Below are 23,673 nucleotides of genomic sequence, written 5' to 3'. Positions count from 1 at the left end.
TCCTCGGGGATCATCGCCGACAGCCAGCCGGCCTCGGTCATGGCTTTGACGAAGGCTTCGGGGAAGCCTTTCACTTCATCGATCTTGCGCCAGTACTCGGCGGGGAACTCCGCACAGAGGGCGCGCACGCCCTCACGGATGTCCTGGTAGCTCTCTTGGGCACGCTCAGCGTTCATCAACTCAACCTCATGGATACAGTGGCAGCGGGCCGGTCAGACCGGGTCCCAGCAGAACACGTCGGCGCTGACCTGCAGCGGCGTGAAGGAGCCGGCCAGCGCCGGCATGCCGTGCTCGGCGATGCTCTGCGCGGTCCAGCCTTCGCCCTGCTGCACCGAGCGCACCGGGCGGTTCTGGCTCATCAGGAAGATTTCGTTGCGGCGCACGGTGAAGACCTGGCCGTTGACGCCCTTGGCCTGGTCGGACAGCAGGTACGCCGCCAGCGGCGCGTTCTTCTCCGGGGTCATCTGCTTCAGGCGCTCGACGCGGGCCTTCTCCTCCGGGGTGCTGTCGGGGATGGCGCTGGTCATGCGGCTCCAGGCGAAGGGCGCGATGCAGTTGGAGCGCACGTTGAAGCGCTGCATGTCCAGGGCGATGGACTTGGACAGCGCGACCATGCCCAGCTTGGCCGCCGAGTAGTTGGCCTGGCCGACGTTGCCGATCAGCGCCGAGGTGCTGACCATGTGCACGAAGGCCCCGCCGTTCTGCGCGCGGAAGCGTTCGGCGGCGGCGCGGCTGACGAAGAAGCTGCCGTTGAGGTGGACCTGGATCACCGACAGCCAGTCCTCCACGCTCATCTTGTGGAAGATCACGTCGCGGATGATCCCGGCGTTGTTCACCACGCCGTCGATGCGCCCGAAGCTGTCCATGGCGCAGGCGACGATCTGCTGCGCGCCGTTCCACTCGGCGACGCTGTCGGTGTTGATCACCGCGCGGCCGCCGAAGCCTTCGATCAGTTTCAGCGTCTCCTGCGCCGGGGTGGCCGAGCCGCCCTCCCCGCCCAGCGAGACGCCGACGTCGTTGATCACCACCGAGGCGCCGGCGCGCGCCATTTCCACCGCGATGGCCCGGCCGATGCCGCCACCGGCACCGGTGACCACCACTACTTTGTTGTCGAGCATGTCGTTCTCTCCGTCGTTCGCTTACAGGCCGAGCACGGCCTTGGCCAGGATGTTGCGCTGGATCTCCGAGCTGCCGCCGTAGATGGTCGCGGGGCGCGCCTGGAGGAACAGGCCGGTGGGGTTGAGGTTGCCGTTGCCCTCGATGGGCTCCAGCAGCGCGGCGTACTCGCCGGAAATCTCCAGCATGTAGTCGGTGATGCGCTGGAACAGCTCGGTCTGGTGCACCTTGAGCAGCGACACGTCGGCGCCCAGGCTCTCGCCGCGGCGCAGGCGCTCGGCGAAGCTCTCGAACAGCAGCTTGTGGTCGTCCAGGTCCAGGCGCAGGCGCGTCAGGCAGTCGCGGAAGCCGGGCTCGTCGGACAGCCCCAGGTGCTCGCCGAGCAGCTCCAGGCGCGTCAGCGCGTTGGCCGACTGCTTGGGCGAGCCGAGGAAGATGCGTTCGAAGCCCAACAGCGCCTTGGCCATGGTCCAGCCGGCGTTCATCTCGCCGACCAGGTTGCCGCGCGGCACGCGCACGTCGTCGAAGAACACCTCGCACAGCTCGTCGTGCAGGTCGAGGTTGAGGATCGGCCGCACGGTCACGCCGGGGCTGTCCATCGGCACCAGCAGGAAGCTGATGCCTTCCTGTTTCTTCGCCGTCTTGTCGGTGCGCACCAGCAGGAAGATCCAGTCGGCGTCGGTGGCCAGGGTGGTCCAGATCTTCTGGCCGTTGACCACCCACTCGTCGCCGTCGAGCACGGCCTCGGTGCGCAGGCTGGCCAGGTCCGAGCCTGCGTTCGGCTCGCTGTAGCCCTGGCACCAGATGTGCTCGCCGGAGAGGATGCGCGGCAGGAAGTACTGCTGCTGCTCGGGCGAGCCGTAGCGGATCAGCAGCGGGCCGAGCAGCATGATGCCGTGGTCCGGGGTGCGGGCCACGCCGTAGTTCTCGAACTCCTCGGTGTAGATCAGCTGCTTGGCCGCCGACAGGCCCATGCCGCCGAACTCGCGGGGCCAGCCCGGGCACAGCCAGCCGTGCTCGGAGAGGGTCATGTACCAGTCCTTGACCTCGTTCCAGTGCAGGCGCTTGGGCAGGTCGCGCAGCTCCTCGGGGAAGTTCGCCCGTAGGAACTCGCGCACACTTTGGCGGAACGCGTCGTCGCTCAGCGCGTTGAAGTCGGGCAGTTGCGGTTTGTCGCTCATTGTCGTTCTCCTCCAGCGGATGTCAGGCGTCGCCCAGGCGCGGCATGCAGGCGTCGTAGCGGCGTCGGTGCTGGGCGGACGAGCCGTAGAGGTTGGCCAGGCTCATGGCCTTGCGCAGGAACAGGCCGACGTCGCATTCGTCGGTGTAGCCGATGGCGCCGTGCAGCTGCACGGCCTGGCGGGTGACCAGCAGCGCCGCGTCGGCGGCGCGCGCCTTGGCCCGCGACACCGCGGCGCGGCGCTGGGCCACGGGGGCGCCGGCGTCACAGGCGGCCGCGGCGGCCTCCAGGCTGGCGCGCCACAGGGCCAGTTGCAGCTTCAGGTCCACCGCGCGGTGCTGCAGGGCCTGGAAGTTGCCGATGGCCTGGCCGAACTGCTTGCGGGTGCGCAGGTAGTCCAGGGTCAGGGCGAAGGCCTGCTCGGCGGCGCCCAGCAGATAGGCGGCGGTGCCCAGCGCGGCCTCGTCCAGGGCGTCGGCCAGGGCCTCGGCGTCCAGCGGCAGCAGCTCGGCCGGGGCCTGCTCCAGCAGCAGGCTGCCCAGGTGGCCGCCGTCCTGGGTCTGGGCGAGGTACAGGGTCACGCCGGGCGCCCCCACCTCGACCAGCGCCAGCCCCCGGTCCGTGCTGACCAGGAAGCCATCGGCGCCGGCGGCCATGGGCAAGCAGACCTTACTGCCGCTGACCTTGCCATCGACCAGGCGCGTAGCCCCGGCCTGCGGTTCCAGGCTGTCGTACTGCTCCTGCAGCGCAGGCAGCAGCAGGCGCTCACCAGTCAGCTGGGCGGCCAGCAGCTCGCCGTTCAACAGGCGCGCGGCCAGCACCGCCGGCACGAAAGGCTCCGGCACCAGCGCGGCGCCCAGCACTTCCAGCAGCGCGCAATATTCGGCCATGCCCAGGCCGGCGCCGCCCTGCGCCTCCGCCAGCGGCAGGCCGAGCCAGCCGTTGCCGGCCATCTCGCGCCACACCGCCTTGTCGAACCCTGGGGCCTGGTAGCGCAGCCCGCGCACCCGCGCCAGCTCGCCCGCCGGGGCGAAGGCCGAGGCGCTGTCGCGGATCATGCGGATATTTTCCAAACGCTCTTCAGACGAATACATCCCGTTCTCCCGATTACCCGACATGCCGCTCACAGCCGAGCCATGTCAGTTGCATAACGCTTCAAGTCGCCACGCCGCGCCTGGCCCTCGTGCTGCCCGGGCTCGCGTCCGGGCAGCAGGGGTTGTTGCAGTGCCAGCCTGGCCTGGGCCACCCGCGCCTCTCGCGCGCCGGCATTGCCGTCATGGCCGGATCGCAGCGCGGCGCCACCGCTCCACAGCGGCGGCTGCCCCAGCACGACGCCCAGGAGCAACGCATGGATCACGGCGGCCCGGCGCTGGCGGACGCGTCGCACCGCAGTCCCGACGGCCCCGTGTCGTGCGCTGGTTCCAGCAATCATGTGGCGCCCCCTTTCGTGTTGCCTTCGCTGCGTGCCAGAGGTTGAAATCGATATTTCATTATCTGAAATTTCATTTCAATCAACGATGCCGCTAAAATCCCCCCGTCAGCCACGCTATCTGCGCGTTGTTCCGTAGTTCGGTATTCGGCGGGCCCGGCGAAGGCTGCCGCCCCGCTCCGGCGACAGGCCCCCAACCCCCATGCCCCAGACTCAAGGACGCCCCGTGAAGAACCTGCGCAAGCCATCTTTCAAACCGGTCGAGGCCGTTGTCCGCGCGCTCAGGGTGCTGCGCGTCATCAACGAGGAGAAGCAGTCGACCGTCGCCTCGCTCCACCGGCAGACCGGGCTGGACAAGGCGACCATCGTGCGCATGCTGGAAACCCTCCACCATGAGGGTTACGTCGCCAGGGACCAGGAGCGGGCGCTGTATTCGGTGACCGCGCGCACGCTCCTGCTGAGCCAGGGCTACGACAGGTCGCGCTGGCTCGCCAGCGTCGCCGAGCCGACCCTGGCGCGCTTCCGCAACGCCATCGGCTGGCCTTCGGACCTGGCCCTGTTCGATTTCGACGCCATGGTGGTGGTGCAGACGTCCCGCGGCAGCGGCCCGCTGTCGTTCAACCGCCAGCCCGGCTTCCGCTCGCCCATGCTGGCCACCTCCATCGGCCTGGCCTACCTGGCGTTCTGCGGCGAGGAGGAACGCCGCTCGATCATCGAGAACCTGGCCGCCAGCCCCGGCGAATGGAACCAGCTCGCCCAGGACCCCGAGCGGCTCGAAAAGCTGCTGAAGAAGATCCGCAAGGACGGCTTCGCCGTCATGAGCAGCGAGTACAGCCGCGACGTCTTCGCCAGCAACGTCTGGGCCATCGGCGTGCCGGTGATGCACGAGGGCGAGCTGTTCGCCACCATGAACGTCATGCTGCTCAAGAGCGCCGTCAACCTCACCGAGGCGCGCAAGACCCTGCTGGCGCCCCTGCAGCGCACCGCAGCGCAGATCGCCCGCGACCTCGCCCAGTCGCGCTACAGCTGACGGCAACGCCCGACGCATCGGGCGCCGTGCGATGGAGGCCGGACGGGCATTCCATTGCACGGGCCGCAGCCCTCGTCAAAGCCGCATCCCCAGCCTGCTATGGAAAGATGGCCGTGACCGCCTGCGACTCGCGTCGGGGCGGGTCCGGTCATGCATGACAAGAAGAGGATGCGGCCCATGGCACTCGATCCCAGTACGCAAGATTTCGTCACTGCCGCGCGGCTCAATGCCCGCAAGCCCAGGCACCTGATGTCGCCCGAGGAAGCCCGCGACGCCCTGGCTGGCCTGAAGGGCCTGCTCGGCCCGGGGGCCGGGCTGGCGCTGCGGGAGAACCGCAGGCTGGCAGTCGCGGGCGGCGAGATCGAGCTGCGCCTGCTTCGCCCGGAAGGCGAGCTTCTGGGCGTGATCGTCTATTTCCATGGCGGCGGCTGGGTCGTCGGCAGCAACGACGAATTCGAACCCATGTGCCGCAACCTCGCGGCGCAGAGCGGCTGCGCCATCGTCATGGTGTGCTACCGCAAGGCCCCGGAACAGCCCTTCCCCATCCCGCTGGAGGATGCCTGGGCCGGCTTCGAGTGGGTCGCCGCGCAGCGCCAGGCGCTCTTCGGCGGCGACCTGCCGTTGCTGCTGGCCGGCGACAGCGCCGGCGGCAACCTGGCGGCCTGCGTGGCCCTGCGCGAGCGCCAGCGCGGCGGCGAGCGCATACGGGGCCTGGTGCTGATCTACCCGGTGACCGACGCGGACTTCCAGACCGCGTCCTACCTCGACCCGGACATGCAGGTCCTGCTGCCCGCCGAAGTCATGCGCTACTACTGGGACCACTACGTGCCCGATGCCAGCCGGCGCAGCGACCCCCGGGTGGCGCCGCTGCGCTCGCCCAGCGTCGCCGGCCTGCCGCCGAGCATCATCCTCACCGCCGAGCACGACGTGCTGCGCGACGAAGGCGAAGCGTTCGCCGCGCGGCTGCGCGAGGCGGGCGTGCCGGTGGCCCATCGCCGCTTCGAGGGGCAGATCCACGCTTTCATGATGATGGTCGACCTGCTGCCCGGCAGCGCCGAGGCCATCCGCTACACCGCCGACGAAATCAGGGCCCTGCTCGGCAGGCGCTGAGCAGGGCCGACCTTGCGAGCGAAGGTGTCGGTTCCCGGTGGGCAGCGGCTCACGCCGGGATCGATGCCGTTTCCATCCACCCCGGGAGAACCCCCATGCAAGCAGAGAAGCAGACCGTCCTGATCACCGGCGGCGCCAGCGGAATAGGCGCCGCCGTCGCCAGGCTATTCATCGGCCAGGGCGCGCAGGTCGCCATCGCCGACATCCATTTCGAGCAGGCCAGGGCGCTGGCCGCCGAGCTGGGCGACAACGCCAGGCCCTTCGCGCTGGACGTCGGCGACGCCGGGAACGTCCGCAGCCTGGTCGCGCAGCTGGGCAAGGTCGACGTCCTGGTGAACAGCGCGGGCATCCTGCTCAACAAGCCCTTCCTCGACACCGAGCCCGAGGACTTCGAGCGCCTGCTGCGGGTGAACCTGCTGGGCACCTGCCTGGTCGCCCGGGAGGCGGCGCGGAACATGCTCGGCCGCGGCGGGCGGATCATCAACGTCGCCTCCGCGGCCGGCCTGCTGGGCTTCCCCGGGCGCACGGCGTACGCGGCCTCCAAGGGCGCGGTGATCGCCGCGACGCGGGTGATGGCCCTGGAGCTGGCCGAGCACGGCATCCTGGTGAACGCCATCGCCCCCGGCTCGGTGGCGACGGCGATGACCGCCGCCACCTACGACGAGCGCTTCCGCCGCAGCATCACCGCCAGCGTTCCGCTGGCCCGGGTGGCCAGCCCCGAGGAGATCGCCGAGGTCGCCGTATTCCTGGCCTCCCCCGCCGCCAGCTACATCACCGGCCAGACCTTTGCCGTGGACGGCGGCATGAGCAGCACCGGCATGACCTGCCAGAGCCTGCAGCAGGACTAGCCCCGGCCACCGGCGCCTGCCGCCGCGGCGGGCGCCTCGAACCCAAGCGAGGACGACCGCATTGAACCCACGGAATATCGAACTCAAAGACGCCTTCGTGAAATTGCAAGGCTACTGGAACGACGACCTGCAGCGCGCCCTGGATACCGATCCGGGGTTCTTCGAGGCCTGCCTCCGGCTCTGCTTCCCCTCCCCGCGCCCGCCGCTGCTGGAGGCGCGCGTGCGGCACCTGGTGCTGATCGCGGCCAACGCCGCGGTGACGCACCTGAACGAACGGGAACTGGGGGTGCAGATAAAATGCGCGCTCGACCAGGGCGCCACCCGCGAGCAGGTCCGGGAAGTCCTGCAGATGGCCTCGGTGCTGGGCATGCACGGCTTCATGCTGGGCGCTCCGATCCTGATGCGCGAACTCGGCGGCGGCCAGGCCCGCGAGGCGTCGGCCGAACACCGCGCCAGGGCGGAACAGGTCCGGGACAAGTTCACCGCCGGCCGGCAGTACTGGAGCGAGCTGCTGGAGGACATGCTGCAGGCCCACCCCGAGTTCTTCGACGCCTATGCCGACTTTTCCTCGGTCCCCTGGCTGACCGGCACCCTCGAACCCAAGGTCCGCGAATTCATCTACGTCGCCATCGACGTTTCCACCACCCACCTGCATGGGGAGGGGGCGCGGATCCACATGGCCAACGCCCTGCGCCATGGGGCGACGGTGGACGAGCTGGTGGAGGTGATGCAGATCGTCAGTTGCCTGGGCGTGCAGAGCTGGACCACCGGGCTGCGCGTGCTGGAGCAGGTCGCGCCGTCCGCCCAGGACTAGCCCCCGCGGCGCATGCCGGGCAACTGCCCGGCATGCGCCCTTCCCGTCAGCGCTGCCCCGCGTTTTCCCGCAGGCGCCACATGCCCGCCCCCGCGGCGAGCCAGCCGCCGTCCACGGCCAGGCATTGGCCGGTGACCGAGCCGGCGCGCCCGGAGCACAGGTAGGCCACTGCATCCGCCACTTCGGCCGCGCTGGAGAAGCGCCCGCTGGGAATGCTCGCGACGTAGTCCGCATAGTCCTTCGCCGACAGGTTGGCGATGGACAGCGGGCTTTCCACCGGCCCGGGCGCCACGGCGTTGCAGCGAATGCCAAGGGGCGCGAGTTCGACCGCCGCCTGGCGCGTCAGCCCTTCCAGGGCGGCCTTGGACGGCCCGTAGGCAGCGCGCCCCACGCTCGCCCGCCTGGCGGTGATGGAGGTGATGTTGACGATGGCGCCGCGGCCACTGCGCGCCAGGACCGGGGCCGCCAGGCGAATGAGCGCGAAGGGCGCGGTGACGTTGACCTCGAAGGTGCGCCGCCAGGATTCGAGGTCGGTGTCCATCAGCGGCCCGAACTCCACGATGCCCGCGCAGTTGACCAGCGCGGCGAGTTCGCCGCACTGGGCGACGATCGAGGCCAGCTGCTGGTGGTCGGTGATGTCACAGGCCACGGGGGTGACGAACTCCTCATGTTCCAGTTGGTCGATGGCGCCAGCGCGATCCAGGCAGACCACTCACCAGCCATCGGCGATCATCGCCTGGGTGATCGCACGGCCGATCACTCCGGCGCCACCGGTTACCAGCACGACAGGACGACTCATACCTTGACTCCTTGGTTGGGTGAAACAAGGGTTGGGAGGGAAACCGCTGCATTGGCGCCGGCCCAGGCATCCGCCCGGCTCAGGGCAGGCTGTCCACCCAGCGGCGGATGTCGGCGAACGCCTCGCGCGCGCGCCGGCTGACCATGGCCATGCGCAGGAAGCCGTGGATCAGGCCGTCGTAGCGCAGGTGCGTCACCGCCACGCCGCTCTCGGCCAGGCGCCTGGCATAGGCGTCGCCTTCGTCGCGCAGGGGGTCGAATTGCGCGGTCATCACCAGCGCCGCCGGCAGGCCCGCCAGCGACGGCGCGCGCAGGGGCGCGGCGTAGGGCTGGCAGCCCTGCTCCGGGGTGGCGACATAGTCCTGCCAGAAACGGATCATCGCGTTGCGCGTCAGCGAGTAGCCCTCGGCGTTCTCCAGGTAGGACGGGGTGGCCGGCGTGTGGTAGTCGGTGACCGGGTAGGCCAGCAGTTGCCCGACCAGGCGCGGGCCGCCCTCCTCGCGCAAGCGCAGGGCGGTCACCGTCGCCAGGTTGGCGCCCGCGCTGTCGCCGGCCAGGATCAGGCGCTCGGTGCTCACCCCCAGTTCCCGGTCGTTGGCGGCGATCCAGCGGACGGCGGCGATGCAGTCGTCCAGCGGTATCGGGAAGCGGCATTCCGGCGCCCGCCGGTAGTCCACCGCCACCACGCTGCAACCGCTGGCGTTGGCCAGGTCGCGGCACAGGTGGTCGTGGGTTTCCAGGTCGCCGATGACGAAGCCGCCGCCATGGAAGTAGACGATGAGCCTGTCCGACGCCAGCTCCAGGGGCGTGTATTGCCGCAGGGGAATGCCCAGGCCCGCCACCAGGTCGCGGACCGCGGCGACCGGCGCGCGACGCTCCGGTGGAACGGGCGCGACGCTCGCACGCAGCTCCGCCAGGCTCATGCGTTCCATGGGCGGCATGCCCTCCAGGGACTTCAGGACTACGGCGATTTCCGGATCGAGTGGCATGGCTGGGCTTTCTCCCTGTAGCGCTGGGCAGTTGGCCGCGAAGCCGCCGGGGCCGCCCTGGGCGGGCCGGCCGGTGGCCTTCGCGAAGCGTTCCGAGCCGGGTGGCTCACGGGTTCACATGTTGTTCCACAGGCTTTCGATCCGCGGCTCGTCGATCGAGCGCGCGGCGAAATGGCCTTCGCGCATGGCGCAGACCAGGTCGCGGGGGGAAAGGGCATCCCCCACCACGTACAGCTGCGGCCCGGCGTCCACCAGTTCGTCCCACAGCTCCCGCAGCGCCTCGCGATAGGCCACCACCACGGTGGTGTCGGCCTTCACGCTCTCCGGCCTGAAGCCGTCGATGGGGCGCACCTGCACCGCGTCCCGCTGGATCGCCACCACCACCGAGCTGGTGAGGAGGCGGAAGTTGCCCAGGGCATAGAAGCGCCGCAGCGCGGCCTGGGTCCTGCCGGTCTTGTCGATTTCCGGCGCGAAGGAGGCGTGGCGCGTCACGTAGGTGACGTCCAGCCCGCGCTCCAGCAGCATCTCGCAGCAGCCGATGGCCTCGTAGTGGCCGATGTCGTCCACCACCACGGCGCTGCCGCCCAGCTCGCCGGCGGCGCCGAGCACCAGGTCCTCGGAGGAGACCACCCGCGCGCCGGGCTCGATGTCCAGCTGCAGTTGGGGCGCGGCGGTCTGCACGAAGGCGTCGGCGGCGGCCGACATGGAGCCGGTGGCGAGGATCACCACGTCCGGCTGCATCGCCAGCACCTCGGCGGCATCCACGTAGGTGGACAGCTTCACCTGCACGCCGAGGCGGAAGACCTCGCGTTCGAGCCAGTTGGTCAGGTCGCCGATGCCATGGTTCTTCGGCAGGTGCTTGGCGAGGTTGATCTGCCCGCCGAGGTCGGACGACGCCTCGACCAGGGTGACCTCGTGGCCCGCCAGCGCCGAGACGCGGGCAGCCTCCATCCCCGCCGGGCCGCCGCCCACCACGACGACCTTGCGCGGCTGGCCGGAGCGGACGATCAGGTGTTCGCCGAGGCGGCCTTCGTGGCCCACCGTCGGGTTCGCCGTGCAGCTCATGCGGCCGGAGAACAGGCCGCCGATGCAGCCCTGGTTGCAGGCGATGCAGGGGCGCACCTCCAGCGAGCGCCCCTCGACTTCCTTGCGCACCAGATGGGGGTCGGCGATGGTGGCGCGCACGAGGTTCACCATCTCGGCATCGCCCGCCCGCAGCGTCTGCTCCACGTCGTCGAGGGTGCCGAAGCGGCCGACGACGATGCGCGGCACGCTGACGTCCTTGCCCACCTCGCGCATCGCCGGCAGTTGGTAGCCCGCGGGCTGGTCCATCGCGGCATAGCGTTCGACGTGGAAGTAGTAGTCGCCCTGGGAGATGTTCACGAAGTCGATCAGCCCCTTCGCCTGGAGCCGGAGGATCGCGGCGTTCACGTCCTGCGCCGAGAGGATCGCCGGATCGGAGCTGGCGCCCATGCGCACGCCGAGCGCGAAGCTGGCCGGCACCTGGGCGCGCACCTCGCCGAGCAGTTCCTCCAGGAAGCGCAGGCGATTCTCGAAACTGCCGCCGTAGGCGTCGCCGCGGGTATTCAGCGACGGCGAGAGGAATTGCGAGATGAGGTAGCCGTTGCCGGCCAGCACCTCCGCGCCGTCTATCCCCGCCTTGGCCAGGCGCACGGCGGCCGCGGCGTAGGCGTGGACCAGCTCGGCGATCTGCCGCGGCGACATGGCCACCGGCGGCATCCGCGAGTAGCGCCCGGGCAGCGCCGTCACCGACCAGGGCGGCCCGCCGTTGGGGGCCGGCTCGACGTTGCCGCCGTGCCAGAGCTGCTGGAACAGCTTCATGCCCGTCGGGCGGATGGCCTCCACCAGGCGGCTCAGCGGGGCGATGCCGGCGTCGTCCTCCAGGCCCAGGGAAAAGGTCGAGGAACGGTGCACCGATACGCCTTCCAGGATGGTCAGGCCGATCCCGCCCCGCGCCCGCTCCAGGTGGTAGTGGATGTGGTCGTCGTTCACCTGGCCGCGCGAGAACAGCGTGGCGTGCGCCGTCCGCACGAGGCGATTGGGCAGTGTGACCGGCCCGACCTGCAGGGGGGAAAGGGCCAAACGGTACTTCGAGGTCATCAGGTACTCCACGGTATTGCGGTTTCGCCTTGCGTTCTCGCGGCCCGGGCCCGTCAGCGGCCGGCCGGGGCCTGCGGCGCGACGAAGGCGTCGTAGTTGGCGTCGTCCTCGCGGGCCAGCAGGTCGAAGTAGGCGCGCGTGCGCTCGGGCCAGTTGTTGACCACCTTGCCGCTGGCGGTGCGATACCAGTTGTGGCAGCCGCCGCTCCAGGAGAAACGGTCGAATTTCGGCGTCATGTCGGCGTAGAAGCGTTCCTGGGCCTGCGGCTTCACGCTGATGAAGCGGCCCGGGGCGGCCTGCAGGCCCTTGGCCTTGCGCGCGATGTACTTCGCCTGGGCCTCGAGCATGCCGATGATCGAGTTGTGCGTATTGGTATTGGGCCCGTACATCAGGAACAGGTTGGGGAACTCCGGCACGCTCATGCCGAGGTAGGCCTGCGGCTCGCCTTGCCAGGTGGCGTGCAGGTCGGCGCCGTCCAGGCCCTTGACCACCATGGGGAAGAGGAAGTCCGTGGAGCGGAAGCCGGTGGCGAACACCACCACCTCGGCCTTGTGGCGGTTGCCGTCGGTGTCGACGATCTCATCGCCCTGGAAGGCCTCGAGCCCGGCGGTGACCACTTCGACGTTGTCCCGCGCCAGGGTGCTGTACCAGTCGTTCGACGCCAGGATGCGCTTGCAGCCGGGCAGGTAGTCCGGCGTGACCTTGCACCGCAGCTCGGGGTCGGCGATCTGCGACTCGATCAGCTGGCGCCCTTCCTCGCGCGCCTGAACGTTCATCGGCGTGTCCGCCATGTACTTGTCGAAGCCGGCCTCGAACTGCTCGTAGAGGGCTTCGCGCTCCTGCCGCAGCAGCTCGGGGTGGAGGCGGTAGTGCAGGCGCTCCTGCAGGGGGATTTCGCGCTCGGGCTTGGGGAACACCCAGGCCGGCGAACGCTGCAGCAGAATCAGCTTCTCCACCTCGGGGGCGATGGCCGGGACGATCTGGATCGCGCTCGCCCCGGTGCCGACCACCGCCACGGTGCGCCCCTTGAGCTCGACGTCGTGGCGCCACTGCGCGGAATGGAAAGCCGCGCCCTGGAAGCTGTCCAGCCCCTCGACCCTGGGCATGGCCGGGTGATTCAGCTGGCCCACCGCCGAAACCAGGGTGCGGCAGGTAGCCAGCACCCCGTCGGCGCCGTGCAGCGTCCAGATGCCCCGCGCCGGGTCGAACTCGGCCTTGAGCACTTCGGTGTTGAAGCGCGTGCGCAGCGTCACGCCCTGGCGTTCGGCGGTTCGCATCATGTAGGCGAGGATTTCCCGCTGCGGCGGATAGTTCGAGGTCCAGCTCCACTCCGGGGCGAACGACAGCGAGTACAGGGCCGCGGGCACGTCGCAACGGGCGCCGGGATAGTGGTTCTCGCGCCAGGTGCCGCCGACCTTGTCGGCCTTCTCGAACAGGACGAAATCCGTCAGGCCCAGCTCGTCCAGGTAATGCGCCATGGCGATACCCGCGAACCCCGTGCCGATGATGGCGACTTCATGATCGACATATTGCTCGCCGATATCTGCTTGCTCGCCGATATCTGCCGACTCACTTGTGTAATTGACCATGTTTCACAACCCTACTGAATATTCGGCGAAACGACTCCGCCGCCCTGCGAACGGATCGCACGGATATTGAATTGACGACAGGAGCGCTAGAGGACGAGGAAGGCGACGCCAAAGTGCGCGGACTCAGCCTGCGCACGCTTCCTCAAAACATCATCGGCGGGAATGAACAGGCAAGTAATGAGGCGATAAATGCGTTGCAGATAAATATTCATCGAGATCACCCGTTTTGTATTTCTTATGTGATTCGATTAGAAAACCGCCGCCCGGCAGCGTCAACGCAACCCTGGCAAGGGTTCCGTACAGTGGAATCCGCCGCCCAAGAAAAAAGCAGCGCCCGCCAAAGTCGGGACACTGCTTCGATGCTCAAAGCGAGCAAGACTCCAATCGCTTCGGGGCCTTAAGCCGCGCCGTGCGGCGCCTACAGGCAGCTCCTGGCGCGGTCGCCCCAGGTTTCGGCCCGGCCCTGCGCCGTCGGCAGGAAGACCTCCACCCTGGAACCGCTTTCCTGGGCGTCGATGATCGCCAATGCCACCGGGCCGCTCTGCGGCGCGGAAGCCTCCAGGGAAAACCCGCTCCGCGTCCTGGTCTTGGATGTGGATATATTCACCGCCTGCCACTTGGGCTCCAGGCAGGTGACATATTCCTGCGGGGACTTCCGGGTATATTCGGAGAAACTTCCCGACCTGCTTTCACCCGATGGTGTAGAACATCCATATAGCGTCATCAGGGAAATGACACCGGCCATCATTTTCATCATTGCGCTCCTTGGTAGTTCGCTGTGCGAAGTCCCGTTTGAAAAGTCACTTCGAAAAAACTCCGCCGGAAAAAGCCCCGTCGAAAGAAGGCGAACAACGCCTTCCACCGGCCCTCAGGCGCTGCGCACTTCGGTGCCCGCCTGTTTCTCCACGAAGCGGATGATGCTGGTGAAGTCTTCGTCGCTGTGCCCGTCGGCGACGGCGGCCGCCCAGATCGCGCGGACCGCCTCCAACCCCGGAACCGGTACCTCCAGGGCCGACGCCTCGTGCACGCCGAGCGCGACGTCCTTGGCGACGATGGAGAGATGGGCGCCGAAGCTGTAGGAGCCGGGCTTCAGCGCCTGCGCCAGTATCTCGGTCAGCGCGCGGCTGCTGCCGGTGCTGGCGGCCAGCACCTCGAGCATGGTCGCCGCATCCAGGCCGGCCTTGCTGCCCAGGGCCAGGCCCTCGGCGGCGACGACCATGTTCGCCGCCATCACCAGGTTGTTCACCAGCTTCATGATCTGCGCCTGGCCGGCCTGGCCGCCCAGGTTGGTCACCTGCCGGCCGATCCGCCCCAGCCAGGGCAGTACTTCGTCCACCGCGGGCGGCGGGCCGGACACCATCATCGTCAGCCGGCCCTCGCGGGCCGCGGGGGCGCCGCCGCTGATGGGCCCGTCCACCAGGGCGACGTTCTTCGCCGCGAGGCCCGCGGCGATGGCCTGGATGCAGTCGCGGCCGATGGTCGAGGTTTCGACGTACAGCCGCACCCGCTCGCCGAAGATCACCCCGCCCTCGTCCAGCGCGACGCTCTTGCTGATGGCCGGACTGGGCAGGCAGGCGAAGACGATTTCCGCGGCGTCGGCCACCTCGCGCGGGGAGCCATGGACGACCGCGCCCTTGCGCGAGAACGCGTCCAGGACCTGCGCGTTGCGGTCGAAGACATGCAGGGTGACGTCCTCACCCAGCAGGCGCTCGGCCATGGGCGCGCCCATCTGGCCAAGGCCTATCCAGCCCAGATCGATTCGTTTCGACATAAGTTTTCTCGCTCCTGCAGGCTCGCCGAGGGCGAGCGATGCGTGGAAAAGGGGCGCGGGCCGCTGCCCTGCCCCGCTGATTCAGTAGATCGTCACGCCGCTGTCGACCGGCAGTATCTGCCCGGTGACGCGCCGGGACTCGTCGGCGCCGAGGAACACCGCCATCTCCGCCATGTCGATGGGCTCGCAGACGCCCAGCAGGCACTGGTCGGCGAGTTTCTTCAGTTCCTCGCGCTGGTCGATCAGCCCGCGGGTGCGCTCCGAGAGGGTCAGGCCCGGGGCGATGGCGTTCACCCGCACCTTGTCGGCGGCGTATTCGTGCGCCATCGAACGGGTGATCGCCGACACGCCGCCCTTGGCCGCCGTATAGCAATCGCGCTCGGGCAGCGACATCAGCGCGACCATCGACGAGAAGTTGATGACCGAGCCGCCGCCGGCTTCGATCAGCCTGGGAATGCCGTACTTGCAGCAGACGAAGGTGCCGAACAGGTCCAGGCTGATCGCCCGCCAGAACTCTTCCTCGGGGGCCCCGGTGACGCGGCTGTCGTGGGGCGTGGAGCCGCCGGCGACATTGCACAGGATGTCCAGCTTGCCGAAGGACTTCACCGCCAGCTCGATGCCGGCGACCACGCTTTCGCTGCGAGTGACATCCACCACGCCGGCCACGATGCGCCCGCGATCGACGCAGGAGGCGATGACGCCCTCCAGCGCGTCCCGCGAGATGTCCGCCGCCAGTACGCAGGCGCCCTCCTGCACGAAACGCCTGCAGATCTCCGAGCCGATGCCACCCGCCGCGCCGGTGACGAAGGCCACCTTGCCAGCCAACCTACCCATTGTCTTTCTCCTTCAAGCTGATGCCCGCCCCGCCACCACGGGGCGAACGAACCCATGGTCAATCGCCCAGGCCGGCGGCGCGGCGGATCGCGAACAGCGGATCGCCGGCGTCGCGCTTGCCCAGCGCCCACCTGGGATGGTCGTCCACCGTGCCGACGTTGGGCCGGGCATGGGTGGAGTCGAACACGGTCACCCGCTTGGCGATGCGCCACTGGCCGTCGCGCTTCTCGAAACGGTCGACGTAGCGGCCCAGCACGTCCATGCGGACGCTGGCCGAGGCGTCGGCGTCGTCGCCGAAGAACATCTTGCGGTGTCCTTCGGAGCTGGCGCTGAGCTCCAGCACCGCGAAGAAATAGGTCTCCACCACCGCCAGGTTCTGGTCGCCGAACTCGATCAGGCAGTTGCCCAGCAGGTGCGTGGACTTGGGCACGCCGGAATGGTTGCCGCTCACCCAGTCGATGAACTGCTCGCGACTGCCGAAGAAGTCGCCGTGGTGATCGGTGGCGTCCTCGAAGAAGGCCGCGCGGGCGCTCTCCCAGTCGCGGCGGTCGACCGAGCGCGCGTAGCGCATCACCACGTCATGGATGATGGATTTGTCGATCAGTTGCTGGATCGCATCAGTCATTGCTGTTCCCTTGTAGTCACGGATGCCGGCCGCCTTGGCCGCGGCCGGCAGGGCGCATCACGCCAGCTCGGTTCCGGCCTTGGCCGCGGGGGTTTCGAGGCGCTGGAAGATGAAGCCGCGATAGCCGTCGTTCGCCACCTCGTCGCACTTCTCCCGATAGCCGCCGGCGCCCCCCAGGTAGGGGATGAACACCCGGGGCTTGCCGGGCACGTTGGCGCCCAGGTACCAGGAGTTGGCCTTGAGGTAGAGGGTGTTGCTCACCACCTCCTGCACGTGCTCGAACCAGTGCTCTTCCGCGGCCTGGTCGGCCTCGATGGAGGCCAGGCCGTTGCGGCGCATGTAGGCGATGCAGTCGGTCACCCATTCCACGTGCTGCTCGATGGACACCGCCATGTTGTTCAGCGGGCCGGGGCTCAGGGGGCCGGTGATCATGAAGAAGTTGGGGAACTCGCTGGTGCTGATGCCCAGCAGCGCCCGCGGGCCGTCCCGCCACTTGTCCTGCAGCTTGCGGCCGTTGCGGCCGGTCAGGTCCACGCGCAGGATCGCGCCGGTGAGGGCGTCGTAGCCGGTGGCGAAGACCATGGCGTCGAATTCGTGGTGCACGCCGTCGCGGGTGAGGATGCCGGTCTCGGTCACGCGCTCCACCGGTGTCTCCCGCAGGTCCACCAGGGAGACGTTGTCGCGGTTGAAGGTCTCGTAGTAGGCGATGCCCAGGCACGGGCGCTTGGTGCCGAAGGGGTAGCTGGTGGGGATCAGCTTCTCGGCGATGGCCGGGTCCTTGACGATCCCGCGGATCTTGCGCGCGAAGAAGTCCGCCACCGTCTTGTTGGCCGCCTCGTCGGCGAGGATGTCGGCGTAGGTCATGCGGAAGGCCAGCAGGTGGCCCATCTCGCCCCAGGCCTGCTCGTACTTCTTCTCGCGCTCCTCGGCGCTGACGTCGAAGGCCTTGGTGCTGGGGAAGTCCACCGGGATGCCGTAGCGGGTGTAGCGGGACTTCTGGCGGCGCGCGGCGTAGCTCTGCTTGACCCGGTCGCGGAGTTCGTCGGTCAGCTTGTAGTTGTCGGTGGGCACGCAGTACACCGGGGTGCGCTGGAACACGCTCAGGTGCGCGGCCTGGCGGGCCACGATGGGAATGACCTGGATGCCCGAGGAACCGGTGCCGAACACGGCCACGCGCTTGCCGGTGAAGTCCACGCCCTCGTGGGGCCAGCGCCCGGTGTGGTAGGTGGCGCCCTTGAAGCTGGACAGCCCTTCCAGCTCGGGGGCCTTCGGCTCGGACAGCACGCCGACGCCGCTGATGAGGTAGCGCGCCTTGAGGGTTTCGCCGCGGTCGGTGTGCACGGCCCAGAGCGCCTGCTTTTCCTCGTAGGTCGCGGCCGTCACGCGGGTCTGGAACTGGAAGTGGCGGCGCAGTTCGAAGCGGTCGGCGACATGGTTCAGGTAGCTGAGAATCTCCGGCTGGGCCGCGTAGCGCTCGCTCCAGTTCCACTCCTGCTGCAACTCCTCGGAGAACGAGAAGGAGTAGTCGAAGCTCTCCAGGTCGACCCTGGCGCCGGGGTAGCGGTTCCAGTACCAGGTCCCGCCGACGTTGTCGCCGGCCTCGAAGCCCTGGACGTCCAGGCCCATGTCGACCAGCTTCTTGGTCATGTAGAGGCCGGACATGCCGGCCCCGATTACCACCGCATCGACGATGCGAACCGTTTTCTCAGTCATGGCAGTGCTCTTCCCATCTCGGTGAATCGATAGCCAGCCAGCGCTGGCGCTGGGCATCCGCCCCCGCCGGGCACGGGGCGCCGGCGGGAGCGAAGCGCCCGTTCCTCGTCAGTCGGCCAGCCTGGCCGACAGCTCCTGCGGCTGGATCCGCTCGATCTCCACCAACTGGTTGCCCTTGAGCTGGGCAACGATGGCCGGAATCAGGATCTGCTGCGGCGTTCCGTAGGTGGCGGCGCCACCGAAGGCGGCAGGGCCGTAGAAGGAGTCGAAGGTGACCTTGGGCAGGGCCGCGGCGACGGCGCCGGGCTCGATGCTCTGGGCCTTCTGCATGGCGGCGGCCAGCGCCTTCACGCCGTCGTAGGAGGCGATCTGGATCGGGTTGACGTCCTCGCCGGTCAGCGCCCTGACGCCCTCGTTCAGGTAGGCCCGGTGCTTGTCGATGGCGCCGCCCTGGGGCGTGGCGAAGCCCATGTACAGGTTCTCCACCGCGCCCTGGCCGGTGACCAGCAGGCCGGCGGCGCTGGTGCCGATCTGGTTGACCTTGACGCCGTTCCAGCCGAGCGCGGCCAGCTCCTTGAACACCCGGCCGCTGTCCGCGGCGGGGCTGGCGCAGAGGTCGACGACGTCCGGCTTGAGCGCGGCCAGCTTGGCGGCGACCGGCTGGAACTCCGAGGTGCCGCGCTCGAACCAGTCGCTGGCGATCACCTTCACCCCGGCGGCTTCCCAGGCTTGCCTGGTGACCGCCTCGACTTCCTTGCCGCTGGCGTCGTTGGGGTTGAGCAGGACCACCGTCCTGATCTGCGGGTTGGCGCTTTTGACGTAGCGGACCAGCGGCGCGACGATTTCGCGGGGGCCGTTGTTCAGCGTGAAGGTCAGCGGGTACTTCGGCCCCTTCAGGCTCTCGCCCCAGGCGGAGGTGAACATCAGCACGCCGCGCCGCTCGGAAAGCGACTGCAGGGCGCGGGCGGTGGCGGTGCCATGGGCGGCCACCACGTACTTGACGTTGTCCTTGCTCAGCAAGGTCTGGGCGACCTTCGCCCCATCGGCGGCGTTGTACTTGTTGTCGTAGGCCACGCACTGGAAGTTGTAGACGTGCCCGGAAACCTTCACGCCACCGGCGGCCGCGACTTCCTTGGCCGCTTCGTCGCACAGCCATTTCGAACCTATGCCCCAATTACCGGCGGAGCCCGAAAGAATCAGCGACATGCCGAGTTTTATAACTTCATCGGCACTGGCCTGAGAGGAAACCGATGAAATACCTATGAATAAAGAGCAGGCAAGCGAAACAACTTTCTTATTGATCTTCTTCATGGCGGTTACCGCATGATGTTTTTATTTGAATTCATTAGAAGTTCGGCCTGCCGCAGCGTCAACGCAACCAGGCCGGACGTTCCGTTCTTTGGAATCTTTCGGTTGAACCGGGCCCGGGCAAGTTCAGGCATCGATGACGCCAAGGCCTGAACCCGGCCTGCCCCTGGGCTCAGAACAACGGGATGGTGTAGTTGAAGATCAGGCGGTTCTGGTCCTCGTTGCGCTGGATGTCGCTGCGCATGGAGGCGTTCCACCAGGTGACGCCGAGGCCCTTCAGCGGCCCACTCTGGATGACGTAGTTGACGTTGAAGTCGCGCTCCCACTCGCCCTGGTCGCCCCCGCCGACGGCCTCGATGTCGCGCCCCCGCAGGTACATCGCCGAGGCGGTCAGGCCGGGGATGCCGACACCGGCGAAGTCGTAGCCGTATTGCGCATAGCTGGTGGCTTCGCCCGCGGCGGTGAAGTTGGTGATGAGGCGGTTGGTGTACAGGTAGACGTTGACACCGCCGGCGCCGGCGTCAGGCACGCTGCCGGAGTTCAGCTGCACGAAGGGGCTGTCGTCGGAAACCTTCTGGTAGCCCAGCAGGAACGAGTGGCCGTGGACCGAGTAGATGAAGGTCGCGCTCCAGGTGTCGTTGTCGATCTCGCCGTCGCCGCCGCTGGTGTAGCCGCTGACCTGGTAGCCGGCCTTGCCCGAGGCGTTGGCGCCCTGGGAGTTGGTCTTGAAGTAGCGCAGGTCGGTCTTCAGGAACTGGTCGTTGCCCAGGCTCAGGGTGTGCACCGCGCCGACGAAATGCTGGCGGTAGTAGTCCTCCAGCGAGGCCTGGTAGTACTGCACCAGCAGGTTCTTCCTCAGCTGGTAGTCCGCGCCGGCGAAGTAGAACTCGTTGCTCTCCTCCTTGCCGCCCCGCACCGACAGCCCGGTCCGGTCGCTGGAGCCGCGGCCGGTGGTGCTCTCGAGCTTGCCGCCGACCAGGGTCAGGCCGTCGATCTCGCTGGAGGTCACCATCCCGCCCTGGAAGGTCTGCGGCAGCAGGCGGGCGTCGTTGGCGTCGACCACTGGCAGCTTGGGCAGCAAGGTGCCGACCCGCGCCTCGGTCCTGGAGGCGCGCATCTTCAGGGTCATGCCGAAGCGGCTCCAGTTGTCCACGGCGCCCTCGCCGTCGGAGGGGATCAGGGTACTGCCCGGATGGCGTCCCTTGCCGCTGTCGAGCGTCACCCCCAGCAGGCCCAGGGCGTCCACCCCCAGGCCGATGGTGCCCTCGGTGAAGCCCGACTGGTAGTCCAGCTTGAAGCCCTGGGCCCATTCCTCGGTCTTGGACGGCGCGTTGCTGCCGTCGCGATAGTCACCGTTGAAATAGAAGTTCCTCAGCCCGAGGTTGAGTTTGCTGTCACCGATGAAGTCCGCCCTGGCGTGCATCGAGGCGAGTACGCCAAGAAGCGGGACAGTTATATACAACGTGCGTTTCGAACTACACATACCACCACCCTCATTTTATTGTTTTTGGGGTCGAGAAAAGCCGACGCCAGAACTTATCGTCAGCGCGTTTTAAATGGTGATAGATCTAAATTACTGGAAGTGGATACTCTGGGCAGGCCGTCGTCAGATCACCTTTTTAAGTTGCCACTCCTTTATCTGGGCAGGGTCGAAACCATATTCCTGGAGAACTTCCAGGGTATGTTCCCCAACCAACGGAGCATGTTTCTGGATTTGCAGGGGCGTTCGGGAAAGATTCACCGGCGGGGCTATGTAGGGCGCCCCCGAATCCAGGTGCGGATGTTCCAGCCAGACGTAGGCGCCGCTATCGGCAATCGCCTGGTCGGCATTCACCTGCGCCGGCGAATAGACCGGCCCGGCCGGAATCTTGGCCTGGCCGAGTTCCTGCAACGCCTGCTCCCGCGTGCGCTGGGCGCACCACTGGGCCATGCGCTCGGAAAGCTCCTCGCCGTTGCGCCCCCTGAGCTCGTCGTCGGCGAAGCGCGGGTCGTCCAGCAGCTCCGGGCAGCCGACGATCCGCGTCCAGCGCTTGAACATGGCCGGGCCGATGACCTGCACAATGATCCAGCCGTCGCGGGTCTCGAAGATGTCCGAGGGGCCGTAGCTCTGGCTGCGGTTGGCGGTGGCCTGGCGCTCCAGCTTCAGCAGCTGTTCCTCGATGAGGTAGCCGCTGGAGAAATTCAGCGCGGTCTGCAGCAGAGAGGCCTCGACCTTCTGCCCCTGGCCGCTCTTGTTGCGCTCGTAGAGGGCGGCGACGGCGCCCAGCGCGCAGGAGATGGCCGTGGCGTAGTCCACCACCGGCACCATCGACTTGATCGGCTGACCGGGGAAGCCGGACAGGTAGACGCCGCCGCTCATGGCCTGGCCGACGCCATCGAAGCCGATCTTGTCGCGCAGCAGTTCGCTGTCGCCGAACGCCGAGGGCGCCACCAGGATGATGTCGGGCTTGATCGCCTTGAGCGTCTCGTAGTCCAGCCCGAGGTTGACCAGCGTCGCGCCGGGCATGTTGGCGATGACGATGTCCGCCGATTCCACCAGGCGCCGGACGATCCTGCGCCCCTCCTCGCTGGCCAGCTCCAGGGTGATGGAGCGCTTGTTGCGGTTGGATTGCAGGAACACCGCGCCATCGCCCTGTTCGGTGACCGGCATGACGAAGCGGTCCTCGCTGCCGCCCAGCCGGTCGATGCGGATGACGTCGGCCCCCAGGTCCGCCAGCAGCGCGCCGCAGAACGGCCCGGCGATGAACCGCCCGAAATCCAGGACCCGAATATTCTCTAGCACCTTCGCCATGGTTCGCCTTTTCACTTGTTCAAACGGAGGATTCTTGTTCACTAGAACGGCCCTTCGAGGTCACGGAGGATGCGTTCCAGTTCCGGGGCGGCGTCCTTGAGCCGCTCGCCGATGACACTGCGGACCTTGTCGAAGTCCGCGCCCACCACGGCGGCGCCGCAGTTCAGCCCCATCACGGTCGCGGCGCGGCCGATCCGCACCGGTACGCCGATGCCGTAGGTGTCGCGCTGGTAGCCGCCCTTGACCAGGCAGGTGCCGGTGCTCTGCAGTTCCGCGAAGCTGCCCTGGATGCCCGCCAGGACCTGCGGGTAGCGCTCGCCGAAACGCCGTTTCATCTCGCCGAAGAGCTGCGCGCGCTCCGCCTTGCCGAGCCCCCACAGGTAGGCGCGGCCTATGGCGGTGGACTCCATCGGCAGCATCGAGCCCACGCCCAGGCGCAGCGTGGCGATGGACCGGCTCGAACAGTAGGTCACGTAGAGCATTTCCAGGTCGTCGCGAACGGCCAGCGCCACCGACACGTTCAGCTCGTCGGCCAGTTCCTGCATGAAGGGCTGCGCCAGGCGCACCAGGGGGCTCGACTCCAGGTAGGCGTGGCCGATCCCCAGCGAACCGGCCCCCAGCTCGAACTGGCGCCCGCCCACCGCGTGGCGCAGGAAGCCGGCGAACATGAGCGTCGTGGTCAGGCGCGACACCGTCGATTTCGGCAGGCCGGTGCGCGCCACGATCTCGGCGTTGGACAGGGGCGTGCGCTCGCCGCGGAACGCCCGGAGGACCTGCAGGCCGCGCTCGACGGTCAAGAGCGCATCGCCGTGCTCGTCAATTGCCATGCTCGGGCTCCTCCCTGTAGTGGCTGGCGGCGGAGGCGTCCAGCGAGTGCTTGAACTGGCTCGCCAGCGCCGCCAGCTGCGGCCCCAGCTCGCGCGAGACGCGGGCCTTGCTCATGTGCGCCAGCGAGCCGATGCAGGCCAGCACGAACAGGCCCTTTCCGGCGACGTTCATCGGCACCGAGACCACGCCCAGGTCGCGGTCGAGCTTGCTCAGCGAATAGCAGAAGCCCATGGTCCGGAACTGGTTGATCGACTCGGTCAGGTGCGGCTCCAGCCCCTCCCACTGCGCGGGCATGCGCCTGGCGATGTTCTCCAGCAGGTAGGCGCGCTCCAGGGCCGGCAGCGATGCCAGGAGCGTGTGGCCCATCTGCGAGGACGAGATGGCGATGCGCGTGCCGACGTTCAGGCCCGAGCGGCGGAAGCTGCCGGTGCCCGTGCAGCTCTCCAGCGCCACCAGGTCCAGGCGATCGCGCATGGCCAGCAGCACGGTCACGTTGTGCGCGCAGGCGAAGCGGATCAGGTCCTGGCGCACCAGGCGCTGCACGTCGGAGTGGAAGGTGGCGGAGTAGCCCAGCGAAAGGACCGGGGCGGCCAGGCGGTATTGCCGGCGCTCCTTGCAGTAGCCGACGTAGCCCAGGGCGACCAGGCTGCGCAGGAAGCGGTTGACCGTGGAGGCCGGAAGCCCCGTCCGGTCGGCGATGTCCTTGTTGCCCAGCCATTGGTCGTGGGCGCTGAAGGCGGACAGCACCTCCAGCGCGCGCAGCAAGGGCATGACCAGCC

The 23,673-nt window shown here is 68.1% G+C and carries 24 protein-coding genes; 5 read left to right on the top strand and 19 right to left on the bottom strand.

The features are described from left to right. The 5 genes from BM060_RS29935 to BM060_RS29915 all read right to left on the bottom strand — a co-directional run. Nucleotides 1–176, bottom strand: a 176-nt coding sequence (locus tag BM060_RS29935) for an acyl-CoA dehydrogenase family protein (RefSeq protein WP_143096611.1), incomplete at its 3' end; no start/stop codon positions are given. 36 nt (nt 177–212) lie between these two features. Next, the gene (locus BM060_RS29930; RefSeq protein WP_074985878.1) at nt 213–1,118 is read right to left on the bottom strand and encodes an SDR family oxidoreductase; all 906 of its coding nucleotides are present in this window, start codon (nt 1,116–1,118) and stop codon (nt 213–215) included. Between the two features lie 21 nt (nt 1,119–1,139). Continuing rightward, nucleotides 1,140–2,279: an acyl-CoA dehydrogenase family protein gene (locus BM060_RS29925; protein WP_074985890.1), complete on the bottom strand. Its 1,140-nt coding sequence runs from the start codon at nt 2,277–2,279 to the stop codon at nt 1,140–1,142. Nucleotides 2,280–2,319: 40 nt separating this feature from the next. Then, nucleotides 2,320–3,390, bottom strand: a complete 1,071-nt coding sequence (locus BM060_RS29920) for an acyl-CoA dehydrogenase family protein (protein WP_135499937.1) — start codon at nt 3,388–3,390, stop codon at nt 2,320–2,322. A 29-nt stretch (nt 3,391–3,419) separates the two neighbouring features. Next, on the bottom strand, nt 3,420–3,728 hold the full coding sequence (locus BM060_RS29915; RefSeq protein ID WP_074985876.1) for a hypothetical protein: 309 nt from the start codon (nt 3,726–3,728) through the stop codon (nt 3,420–3,422). A 223-nt stretch (nt 3,729–3,951) separates the two neighbouring features. Between BM060_RS29915 and BM060_RS29910 the strand changes: the two genes are divergently transcribed. The 4 genes from BM060_RS29910 to BM060_RS29895 all read left to right on the top strand — a co-directional run bounded on the left by BM060_RS29910 (nt 3,952) and on the right by BM060_RS29895 (nt 7,527). Further along, complete coding sequence (locus BM060_RS29910) at nt 3,952–4,755, top strand: IclR family transcriptional regulator domain-containing protein (protein ID WP_210147056.1); 804 nt, start codon at nt 3,952–3,954, stop codon at nt 4,753–4,755. Nucleotides 4,756–4,932: 177 nt separating this feature from the next. Beyond that, entirely contained in the window at nt 4,933–5,865 is a 933-nt protein-coding gene (locus BM060_RS29905; RefSeq protein WP_074985870.1) for an alpha/beta hydrolase, read from the top strand. Nucleotides 5,866–5,960: 95 nt separating this feature from the next. Then, on the top strand, nt 5,961–6,713 hold the full coding sequence (locus BM060_RS29900; RefSeq protein WP_074985868.1) for an SDR family NAD(P)-dependent oxidoreductase: 753 nt from the start codon (nt 5,961–5,963) through the stop codon (nt 6,711–6,713). Between the two features lie 97 nt (nt 6,714–6,810). Further along, nucleotides 6,811–7,527, top strand: a complete 717-nt coding sequence (locus tag BM060_RS29895) for a carboxymuconolactone decarboxylase family protein (RefSeq protein ID WP_135499938.1) — start codon at nt 6,811–6,813, stop codon at nt 7,525–7,527. Between the two features lie 46 nt (nt 7,528–7,573). On the opposite strand, the gene BM060_RS29890 is transcribed toward BM060_RS29895, so the two are convergent. The 4 genes from BM060_RS29890 to BM060_RS29875 all read right to left on the bottom strand — a co-directional run bounded on the left by BM060_RS29890 (nt 7,574) and on the right by BM060_RS29875 (nt 13,024). Beyond that, on the bottom strand, nt 7,574–8,239 hold the full coding sequence (locus BM060_RS29890) for an SDR family NAD(P)-dependent oxidoreductase (RefSeq protein WP_210147057.1): 666 nt from the start codon (nt 8,237–8,239) through the stop codon (nt 7,574–7,576). 166 nt (nt 8,240–8,405) lie between these two features. Then, nucleotides 8,406–9,314, bottom strand: coding sequence for an alpha/beta hydrolase (locus BM060_RS29885; RefSeq protein WP_074985864.1), 909 nt, complete (start codon nt 9,312–9,314; stop codon nt 8,406–8,408). Nucleotides 9,315–9,428: 114 nt separating this feature from the next. After that, on the bottom strand, nt 9,429–11,435 hold the full coding sequence (locus BM060_RS29880; protein ID WP_074985862.1) for an oxidoreductase: 2,007 nt from the start codon (nt 11,433–11,435) through the stop codon (nt 9,429–9,431). A 53-nt stretch (nt 11,436–11,488) separates the two neighbouring features. After that, on the bottom strand, nt 11,489–13,024 hold the full coding sequence (locus BM060_RS29875; protein ID WP_083426871.1) for a flavin-containing monooxygenase: 1,536 nt from the start codon (nt 13,022–13,024) through the stop codon (nt 11,489–11,491). Between the two features lie 113 nt (nt 13,025–13,137). On the opposite strand from BM060_RS29875, the gene BM060_RS32760 reads away from it, so the two are divergent. Then, nucleotides 13,138–13,425 (top strand): hypothetical protein, encoded by a 288-nt coding sequence (locus tag BM060_RS32760; protein ID WP_135499939.1) that lies wholly within the window; start codon nt 13,138–13,140, stop codon nt 13,423–13,425. Nucleotides 13,426–13,442: 17 nt separating this feature from the next. Here BM060_RS32760 and BM060_RS29870 read toward each other — a convergent pair whose 3' ends face one another. From BM060_RS29870 to BM060_RS29825, 10 genes are all read right to left on the bottom strand, one after another. After that, entirely contained in the window at nt 13,443–13,778 is a 336-nt protein-coding gene (locus BM060_RS29870) for a hypothetical protein (RefSeq protein WP_074985884.1), read from the bottom strand. Between the two features lie 114 nt (nt 13,779–13,892). After that, nucleotides 13,893–14,795: an NAD(P)-dependent oxidoreductase gene (locus tag BM060_RS29865; RefSeq protein ID WP_083426869.1), complete on the bottom strand. Its 903-nt coding sequence runs from the start codon at nt 14,793–14,795 to the stop codon at nt 13,893–13,895. An 81-nt stretch (nt 14,796–14,876) separates the two neighbouring features. Further along, nucleotides 14,877–15,629: an SDR family NAD(P)-dependent oxidoreductase gene (locus BM060_RS29860; protein WP_074985859.1), complete on the bottom strand. Its 753-nt coding sequence runs from the start codon at nt 15,627–15,629 to the stop codon at nt 14,877–14,879. 58 nt (nt 15,630–15,687) lie between these two features. After that, the gene (locus BM060_RS29855) at nt 15,688–16,254 is read right to left on the bottom strand and encodes a nuclear transport factor 2 family protein (RefSeq protein WP_074985857.1); all 567 of its coding nucleotides are present in this window, start codon (nt 16,252–16,254) and stop codon (nt 15,688–15,690) included. Nucleotides 16,255–16,311: 57 nt separating this feature from the next. Beyond that, on the bottom strand, nt 16,312–17,967 hold the full coding sequence (locus BM060_RS29850; protein WP_074985855.1) for a flavin-containing monooxygenase: 1,656 nt from the start codon (nt 17,965–17,967) through the stop codon (nt 16,312–16,314). A 108-nt stretch (nt 17,968–18,075) separates the two neighbouring features. Beyond that, complete coding sequence (locus tag BM060_RS29845) at nt 18,076–19,173, bottom strand: ABC transporter substrate-binding protein (RefSeq protein WP_210147058.1); 1,098 nt, start codon at nt 19,171–19,173, stop codon at nt 18,076–18,078. A 274-nt stretch (nt 19,174–19,447) separates the two neighbouring features. Next, nucleotides 19,448–20,698: an OprD family porin gene (locus tag BM060_RS29840; RefSeq protein WP_074985851.1), complete on the bottom strand. Its 1,251-nt coding sequence runs from the start codon at nt 20,696–20,698 to the stop codon at nt 19,448–19,450. A gap of 183 nt (nt 20,699–20,881) precedes the next feature. Beyond that, nucleotides 20,882–22,066 (bottom strand): CaiB/BaiF CoA transferase family protein, encoded by a 1,185-nt coding sequence (locus BM060_RS29835; RefSeq protein ID WP_074985848.1) that lies wholly within the window; start codon nt 22,064–22,066, stop codon nt 20,882–20,884. A 41-nt stretch (nt 22,067–22,107) separates the two neighbouring features. Continuing rightward, complete coding sequence (locus BM060_RS29830) at nt 22,108–22,893, bottom strand: IclR family transcriptional regulator (protein WP_074985846.1); 786 nt, start codon at nt 22,891–22,893, stop codon at nt 22,108–22,110. Next, nucleotides 22,883–23,665, bottom strand: a complete 783-nt coding sequence (locus BM060_RS29825) for an IclR family transcriptional regulator (RefSeq protein ID WP_159458829.1) — start codon at nt 23,663–23,665, stop codon at nt 22,883–22,885. Before BM060_RS29825 ends, BM060_RS29830 begins: the two co-directional genes overlap by 11 nt. Nucleotides 23,666–23,673: the final 8 nt, after the last annotated feature.

The sequence above is a fragment of the Pseudomonas citronellolis genome (assembly GCF_900112375.1).
In the GTDB taxonomy this organism is placed as follows: Bacteria; Pseudomonadota; Gammaproteobacteria; order Pseudomonadales; family Pseudomonadaceae; genus Pseudomonas; species Pseudomonas citronellolis.
Note: the sequence above shows the minus strand (reverse complement) of the source record. Positions and strands in the feature narration are given on the sequence as shown.